Origin of the sequence: Mycobacterium sp. (assembly GCF_049585075.1) — a bacterium.
Taxonomy (GTDB): Bacteria; Actinomycetota; Actinomycetes; order Mycobacteriales; family Mycobacteriaceae; genus Mycobacterium.
The window spans coordinates 1-7,638 of the sequence record NZ_JBAUZA010000260.1; the positions used below are offsets into that span (position 1 = coordinate 1).

The 7,638-nt window shown below is 64.2% G+C and carries 9 protein-coding genes; 1 reads left to right on the forward strand and 8 read right to left on the reverse strand.

Translation table 11 applies throughout. The annotated features are described in order from the left end of the window. Positions 1-381: 381 nt before the first annotated feature. The 3 genes from WB785_RS12255 to WB785_RS12265 all read right to left on the reverse strand — a co-directional run bounded on the left by WB785_RS12255 (position 382) and on the right by WB785_RS12265 (position 2,720). Entirely contained in the window at positions 382-825 is a 444-nt protein-coding gene (locus WB785_RS12255) for an anti-sigma factor antagonist (RefSeq protein WP_424079479.1), read from the reverse strand. 501 nt (positions 826-1,326) lie between these two features. Further along, a complete protein-coding gene (locus tag WB785_RS12260) occupies positions 1,327-1,983 on the reverse strand; it encodes a DedA family protein (protein ID WP_424079480.1) in 657 nt (218 codons plus the stop codon). Positions 1,984-2,030: 47 nt separating this feature from the next. Further along, on the reverse strand, positions 2,031-2,720 hold the full coding sequence (locus tag WB785_RS12265) for a hypothetical protein (RefSeq protein WP_424079490.1): 690 nt from the start codon (positions 2,718-2,720) through the stop codon (positions 2,031-2,033). 49 nt (positions 2,721-2,769) lie between these two features. Here WB785_RS12265 and WB785_RS12270 point away from each other — a divergent pair, with 49 nt between their 5' ends. Continuing rightward, the gene (locus tag WB785_RS12270) at positions 2,770-3,573 is read left to right on the forward strand and encodes an IclR family transcriptional regulator (RefSeq protein WP_424079481.1); all 804 of its coding nucleotides are present in this window, start codon (positions 2,770-2,772) and stop codon (positions 3,571-3,573) included. Here WB785_RS12270 and WB785_RS12275 read toward each other — a convergent pair. From WB785_RS12275 to WB785_RS12295, 5 genes are read right to left on the reverse strand one after another with little or no spacing between them, the layout of a single operon-like run. Continuing rightward, positions 3,561-4,289: a class II aldolase/adducin family protein gene (locus tag WB785_RS12275; RefSeq protein WP_424079492.1), complete on the reverse strand. Its 729-nt coding sequence runs from the start codon at positions 4,287-4,289 to the stop codon at positions 3,561-3,563. The two genes, WB785_RS12270 and WB785_RS12275, sit on opposite strands and share 13 nt — an antisense overlap. Beyond that, the gene (gene hcaB, locus WB785_RS12280; RefSeq protein ID WP_424079482.1) at positions 4,283-5,077 is read right to left on the reverse strand and encodes a 3-(cis-5,6-dihydroxycyclohexa-1,3-dien-1-yl)propanoate dehydrogenase; all 795 of its coding nucleotides are present in this window, start codon (positions 5,075-5,077) and stop codon (positions 4,283-4,285) included. The genes WB785_RS12275 and hcaB overlap by 7 nt, the downstream gene beginning before the upstream one ends. Then, complete coding sequence (locus WB785_RS12285; protein ID WP_424079484.1) at positions 5,074-5,343, reverse strand: dihydrodiol dehydrogenase; 270 nt, start codon at positions 5,341-5,343, stop codon at positions 5,074-5,076. The genes hcaB and WB785_RS12285 overlap by 4 nt, the downstream gene beginning before the upstream one ends. Beyond that, the gene (locus tag WB785_RS12290; protein ID WP_424079486.1) at positions 5,340-5,885 is read right to left on the reverse strand and encodes a 3-phenylpropionate/cinnamic acid dioxygenase subunit beta; all 546 of its coding nucleotides are present in this window, start codon (positions 5,883-5,885) and stop codon (positions 5,340-5,342) included. The genes WB785_RS12285 and WB785_RS12290 overlap by 4 nt, the downstream gene beginning before the upstream one ends. Next, positions 5,882-7,264 carry an aromatic ring-hydroxylating dioxygenase subunit alpha gene (locus WB785_RS12295; RefSeq protein WP_424079488.1) on the reverse strand — a complete coding sequence of 461 codons (1,383 nt, stop codon included), beginning with the start codon at positions 7,262-7,264 and terminating at the stop codon, positions 5,882-5,884. The genes WB785_RS12290 and WB785_RS12295 overlap by 4 nt, the downstream gene beginning before the upstream one ends. Between the last annotated feature and the right edge of the window lie 374 nt (positions 7,265-7,638).

Genomic DNA, 7,638 nt, shown 5'->3' on the forward strand with positions numbered 1-7,638 from the left:
ACGCGTGCCCGGCCGCGGGCAGTCGCCGGGTTTCGGCTTCTAGGCGCGCCAGCATGGCCAGGCATTCCGGTGTCGTCAGCTCGTCCGAAGATGCGTCGAGCACGTCAGAGATCGCATCGTGCAGCGCGTCATAGCGCTTCACCATGTCTTCGCGACAACTCGAATGCATGTTCGAATGATATCCACAGCTGCCGACGCGTGACGCAGCCAGAACGCCTAGCTGTGGATAAAAGTCCAACTGTGGACAAAGGCGAATCCCACTGTGCCGTAGAGGTTTTCTGGTCGGTGAGTGTGCTACTGCCGTCGGCCCGACGCGCTAAATCAGCTGGTGGGACTCGGGAAAGCTGTTCTGGCCCAACGTATTTAAGCGGAGTAGCAGGCTTACCAGTCGGCGGGGTCGAACACCGACAGTGCAGCCTCAATGCTCTCATCCACCGGCAGCAGCTCGCTGAGTCCGCATGCGGCGACCATCCGGGAGACAACCGGCTGGTTGCTTACCAGTCGCAAGTGGACGCCGCGCTCGCGGCAGTGCTCGGCCTCCTCGGCGAGCGCGGCGTAGGCGCAACAGCCCATGAAGTCCAGGCCGCTGGTGTCCACCACCAGCGGTCCCGGCGGGCCCGCTGCAGCCGCCGCCTCGCTTAGCAGGCGGCGCCAGGTGCCCTCGTTAGAGGCGTCGAGTTCGCCCCCGGCACTGACGATCACCGCCATGCCGATGCGCTCGGTGGTCATCCGTAGCGTGCTCCTGGCCTGCGCCAGCTCTGAGATAAGACGGCTACTCAACATCAGGTGAGTGAAAGATGGGTCGGCAATAGCAAAAGTGCTCATGGTGAACTCCTGATCGGCAGACGCATTGCGCCGCGATATGGATGCCTGCCCTACACACCTGAAGACCGACGTCGTATTTAGCAGATATCAAATTTATAACAGAATCTGGCGAGGTTTGTCCATCGAACGGTGCCTAAGAATACGGTGAGGGCCGTCCGGGCCGGGCCTGGTGCGCGGACTGCACAGCGAACTCTAGGCGCGCCGGATGCACGACTCGCCTGGGTGTCGTCGGCACCGCCTCCTCAGCAACGCAGCCAGGTGTTGTTATCACGAAACATGTGCTACATCAGTGTATTCCAGCGATACCGCGGTGCAGCGGTCACTGCCCGACAACGATCACGCACTGGGCGGCCCGTGCGCCGCTCCACCAGGGCTGGCAAACTGGCAAAAACGTCGGCGCGAAGATCTCCGCAGCCCAATTGACTGGCATCGAATATCGGGCATGAATATCGCCACGGCGTGCGCCGATGACGCCGACAAGCGTGGAAATAACGACGATATTCAGGCGCTCGGTTGGCCTGATTCGCTAGAGTGCTCCGCCCCGAGTTCGGCGATCGCTCGGGACGCCCGGTCGCGCAGCACGACTGCGGCGATCACCCCGCACACGACAGCGACGACCAACGCGATCCAGGAGAAGCGGGTCAGCCATCGTTCGGCGGCCATGCCCGCGTAGTACACCAACGCGGTGGTGCCGCCCGCCCAACAGATTGCGCCCGAAACGTTGGCGACCAAAAACTTTGCGTAGCGCATCTTCAGCGCCCCGGCCAGGGGCCCGGCGAGGATCCGCAGCAATGCGATGAAGCGGCCTAAAAACACCGCCCGTGCTCCCCAGCGGTCAAACAGCTGCTCGGCAAATCTCACATGTCCGGGGCCGAAGTGGTTAGGGAAGCGCCGGCCTAATCGGTCGAACAGCGGCAGGCCGAGCCGGCGGCCGATGGCATAGCCGGTCGAGTCGCCGATCACCGCACCGAGCACCGCGGCAGTACCGACGCCGGCCGGGTTGACCGCCAGCTCATGCCGCGACGACAACAGTGCGGCGCTGACGAGAACGATCTCCCCCGGCAACGGGATGCCCAGGCTCTCGATTCCGACCACCAGGCCGACCACCACGTACACGGTAAGCGGGGGGATCGACTGCAGCAGGACATCCACCGTCATGGGTTAAGGATGCCCCACCGGTCCGCAGGGTGCTGCGGTAACCGACGTCAGGCGGTTCGGGACATGATCTGCTCGCGCCGTTTCGGCGCCCACTCCATCATGTTGACTCTGCCGCCTTCGGTATCGCAGGCCACCAGCACCAGCGCCGCGTCCGGAATAACGACGAGCCCGTAGGCGCAGGTCTCCTGGTCGCCGGCCATGACCCAGGCGAGCACGCCGTCTGCCGGTACCGCGAACTCGCGGAGTTTCATCGCGGGCGCCTGGCCTGCGGGCGCCAAACCGACCGCGTCGGCGTTGCATTTCGCAACTGCGGCAAAGCCATTCCAGACCACGTCGTGAGAATTCAGGTCCTTGTCGTATACGTCGGCCGACTCAGCGTAGATCTCCGTGCGGCTGAATATGTAGGCCGACTCGGCGTGGTCGGATGATCCGGGCGGTCGCAGCGGAGAGTCCTTGAACAACACCGCCGCCGCACACTCCGGCGGACGCACGCTGGTGAAAAACGTGTCGCCCACTGCACCCGGCGCCGCCGGACCGTACGGCGTCGGCTCAGCCTCGCGCAGCAACAGGTCCCGTGCCGAGACCTTCGGGCGGGCAGGCTTTGTCGCCGAGCTGGACGGTTGCGGGGTATGGCCACCCGCGGCGACCGGCGCTCCGGTCACTGAGTTGGTGCAGGCGGCCAGTATCGCTGCGATGCCGAGCAGCGCCGCCGCCCGGCCGGTGCGCTGCCGGATCATGAGTTGGTAGACCTCCTGCCGGTACCGTATCGCAGGTAAGTTTTCTGTCATGCAGAAAAAGGCGCAGCGGGGCGCCGGCGCGTCGGCCACCGATTCAGTTGCGCCGCAGTACCCGATCGAGTCGGTCGATAAAGCGTTGAAGCTGCTGCTGTTGTTGGGGGAGCGGCCCGAGATCCGGTTGAGCGAGGCTACCCGGTATCTGGGTGTGGCCTCGTCGACCGCGCACCGGCTACTGGCGATGCTGGCTTACCGGGGTTTCGTCCGCCAGGACCCGACGTCCAAGGCCTATCTGCCGGGCCCGGCGTTGACCGGCGTGGCGTTTGCGATCTTCGGCCGCATCGACATCGCCGGAACCGTCACGCCGATCATGCGGGAGTTGAGCGAACGCCTGCGCGAGACGGTGCATGTCGGGATGCTCGACGGCGCCGCAGTCCGTTTCGTCGCCGCGGTGGAGGGCCCCACCGCGGTGCGGGTGGCGTCCCGGCTGGGCCGCACGATGCCGGCGCATTGCACGTCGACGGGCAAGGCCATGCTGGCCCAATTACCGCAAGCGGAATTGCATCAACTGCTGCCCGACGAGAACTTGGAGACCATCACCGACCGGTCGATCGGCAGCCGCGCCAAATTGGAAGCCGAGCTGTCCCGGATACGTGAACAGGGCTACGCGGTCAACCGCGAGGAGAGCGAGGAGGGCGTCGCGTCGGTCGCGGTGCCGATCCCGACGCAGGCGCCAGGGCTGCGATTGGCGCTCAACGCCGCGGCCCCACAGCATCGGCTCAGCCGATCGCAGTACGCCGCGGTTGCGGCCGCACTTACCGAGGCGGCCAAGGAGATTGGCGATCAGCTCGGCTGATCAGGCAACGCCGCGACTTCACTGAGCCACACCGCGTCGGCGGTGAAACCGGGCCCTAGATCAGGCAGTTCCTGCCAGTCCGCGTCGTCGATATCGCGCAGCGTGCCGCCGGCTGCGCGAACCTGCAGTGACATTTGGGCCAGCGCATCGAGGCTGATCGCTTGCAGCACGGCCTGCTGGACGGTGCCGGCTGCGCTGGTGATGCCGTGGCCACGGCAGATCACCACCGGTGCGCTGCCCATTGCGGCCACCATTTCCTTGCCCAGCCGGGTGTTTCGGATCAGCACGGCGCGTCCGTAAACCGGGACGCCGCCGCGCGCGAGCCATGCCCCGGGAATGTCGTAGGCGCCGTAGATCGGGCGGATTGTGATGCCGGCGAGATCGGCGGCGACGACGGCGGCCGGATGCAAATGCGCCACCGCCCGATGCCGCGGGTCGGCCAACATCGTTTCGATGTGGATCGGAAGTTCGTTGGGTACCCGATATCCGTCCAATTCTCCGGGAGCGCCTGCGCTGCCGTCGAACTCGATGAGCCGGATATCGGTTGGCCGAGTGAACGCCACCCCGTTGTCGGTGTCGCTGCGGCATCGGATCAGCAGCCGCTCGTCGTCCACCCGCAGACTCAAGTGTCCCAGGATGCCGTCGACCAACCCACGCGCCGCGGCGACCCGGCAGGCCTGCGCGACTAACGCGCGTTGCTGATCGAGGCTCACGATTGCGCTCCGAGCCCGAATCCGCCGTCGGGATGGATGGTTTCGCCGGTGATGCCACGCGAGCGATCGGAGGCCAGGAACACGAAACTCCAGGCGTGATCTTCGGCGGTGAGTGCGACGTTCAGCGGCGTTCGCGCCTCCAGATCGCTGGCGCGGTTGGGGGTGTCATCGAGGCGGTCACTGTGCTGTCCCAGCGCGCTTAGACCGCGCAGATCGGTGTTCAACGTGCCCCCTGGCGCCACACCGTTGACCCGGATCTGCGGCGCCAGCTCGTGGGCCAGCGTGCTGACCAGCCCGCGAACTGCGAACTTCGATGACACGTAAAGCACCCCGCCACGTCCGGGGTAAAACGACGATGCAGACTCAGCCAGCACAATCGAGGATCCGGTCTCGGACTGCAGCGCCGCAACGGCCGCTTTGACTGACAACAGATGGCTGAGCACGTTGGTCCGAAACATCTCGTCGAACGCGGCCGGAAGGTCGTCGGCGTCGATGTCACCGATTCCCTTGTAGAAGTCGAAGATTCCGACACAGTTCACCAGCGTGTCGAGGCCGTCGAAGGCATCCACCGCGGTGGCGACGGCCAGGTCGTTAGCTGCTTGGGTGGTCGCATCGCCTTCGATTACTGGCACCTTCTTATGCTCCTGGCGCAGCGTGTCGCACTTGTCTGGATCCAGCTCGAGCACAGCAACTTTCGCACCTTCATCACGGAAGGCGTCAACCACGGCCCTGCCGATACCCGATCCGCCGCCGACGACAAGCGCGCGCTTGCCGTCCAGCCACTTGGTCACGGCTCGCCGCCATCGTCGGGTGGGTCGGGCAGCAGTGCGTTGGCGTTGCCGACCATCGCGGCCAGCGTGCGGGCGTTCTGTCGTGTCAGCGCCTCGACCTCCAACGCGTCCAGGCTGACCCAGCGACCGGATTTGGGCGCGCAGACCAGCAGCCGCGACCCGTTTCGGGTATCGACGCGCTGCACCACGACTTCGGTGAATTCGTTTGCCACCGTGAGCGGTTCGCCTACCGCGCCGCTGAGCAACTCCGTCAGGCCATCGTTCATAAGAACACCGCCAGGTTCTGCATCCTTAACACTGCCTCGTCGACGAGGATGGTGCGGCGAGCGAGCTTGAGCTGATCACCGCACCGCCGCAACACGTCCTGGCGGCCACACGACACCAGTGCGGCTTCGTTGACGTCGCCACGGCTGCGGAACAACAGTTCCGCGGATTCGACGACGAGGTGTGCGTCATCCTCGCAGGCGAACGTGCGCACGTTGGTGATGTAGTGGCGCATCCGCGAAGGCGGATCCTCGGTCCAGGCATGCTCGGTGGCGAACCGGGCAACCCGCCGGCTCAGCGAGTACTTGTCCTCGTCGAAGTGCGCCATCCCCGGCGAGGTGTCGAACCCGGCGCCCAAAGCCGTGGTGACCCGCAACGGCATCAGGTAACGGATATCGTCGGTCAGGGTGTCCAACCAGGCCTCGTATTGCTGCGCGTCGAGTAGGTAGGCTTCGTCGACCAAGAACTGATGCGCCTGCAGGTGGCGAATATCGTTGAACGGCAGCGGCTTTCCCGTGGCCTTTGCCTCTTCGGTGATGGTCATATCGTCGCCGCTGTCCCGACGGCGGTGATGGCGGCGGATACCGGCGGCATCTCCAAATGGTCGGCCCACAACCGCAGTAGCGCGCGCTGATTGTTTTCGTTGTAGCCGACCTGGGCGTGGCCGGGCCCGTGAAATGATCCGGGAGGCAGCGGCTCGACGACCGGTCGATCGTCGGAAAGCAAACCCATCCGGCTATTCAGCAGCAGCCGTCGCGCCATCGAGCCGCCGGCGGTGTTGGTCAACGACACCCAGTTCTCCACATCGTCCTGTTCGAACATGCCCGTCGATCCAAAGCACATCAGATAGGCCTTGTAGGAGTTCTTTTTGTACTCCGGTGGCGCCGCGGAGTCCACTGCGAACCACGAGCACACCTCGGTCTCGTTCTCGCTGATCGGCTGCCACAGCCGGATCGAAATGAACGGCAAGACATCCTGATCGTCCGGACCGTCGAGCACCTTGGGCCAGTTGTGCACGAAACTGAGGTTCGGAAAGCACGACGCCGCCGAGATCATGAACCCGTCCTCGCCGACCAGTTGCTGCTGCTCCGGTGTCCAGACGTGTTTGATCCGCTCGATCATCTCGTCGGGGTAGCCGACGTAGCGCATGCGTTGTTCGAAGTTGCCCGGTGGAAGCTTGTAGGTGGTTCCGCCGCCACACTGCGCCCAGTAGGTGGCCCCGTCCTTTCGCTTCTGCGCCTTCGGTTCGCGGAAAAGCCCGATCTCGACGATCGACGCATGGGTTTGCGGGGTGTGGTACATGTCGCCGGCGAAGTTCTCGGCGCCGATCTTCCAGTTGGCCTTGATTCGCCAGCGCTGAGGGCCGCGGACCTCTAGTCCGCCGCGGCTCTGTTTGGTGTAAAAGTCGAGATAGAACCGGAAGTCGCCGAGGAAGTCCTCCAGCGGTTGCGCGGACGGATTCATGTTGATGAAGAGCAGCCCGTTGTAGTTCGCGAGATTCGGTGCGGGAAGCAGGGTTTGGCGACTCTTTGGGAACCCGTCGTCCCCGCCATAGGCCTCCCGGTGAAATGGCAGACCGGTGAGCCGACCGTCGTTGCGGTAGGTCCAGCCGTGGTAGGGACACCGGAAGTTGGACGCGTTGCCCATCTCTGCGCGGCAAACCTGCATGCCGCGGTGTAAGCACATATTAAACAAGGCCCGCACATCGCCGCTGGCGTCGCGGGTGATGATGAAGGAGTCATCGAGCACGCGGCGCACCACGTAGTCGCCGTCTTGCGGGATCTCGGATTCGTGTGCGACGAACAGCCACGCCCGGCTGAATAGCCGCTCTTTTTCCAGCTCGAACAGCTCTTTGTCGTTGTAGATGTGCGCCGGGATCATCCCGCGCCGCACGTGGTCGAGCGCGCTGAGGTGATCGGCCATGACGACCTCCAAGCTCACTCACCGTTGTCTGTATTGCAGAGGATACCTCTGCTTGATAGAGAATGCTGCATGACGTGTACGTAAGCGGATTTCGTTCGTGCTTGATGGGGGCATGCGAAGTGATGAAAGTCACTGTGCGACAGAAAAATTCGCCGCGCAGATGGTTTCTGTGAGTTCACTGCCAATGGCGTTTGAGACACCAGAACACAGGGGCGTCCCGGTACGGTCGATAAGAGGTCGGCAGGTGAGAAAGGACTTGATGCCGTGGTTGAGGCGCCTCCGCAAGGCCGTTTGCACAAGCGGATGGAACGGCTGCTATCCGTCATCGGCAGTCAGGAGTGGCTGGATCGGCCCAGTTACCGGCTCGAGCACCT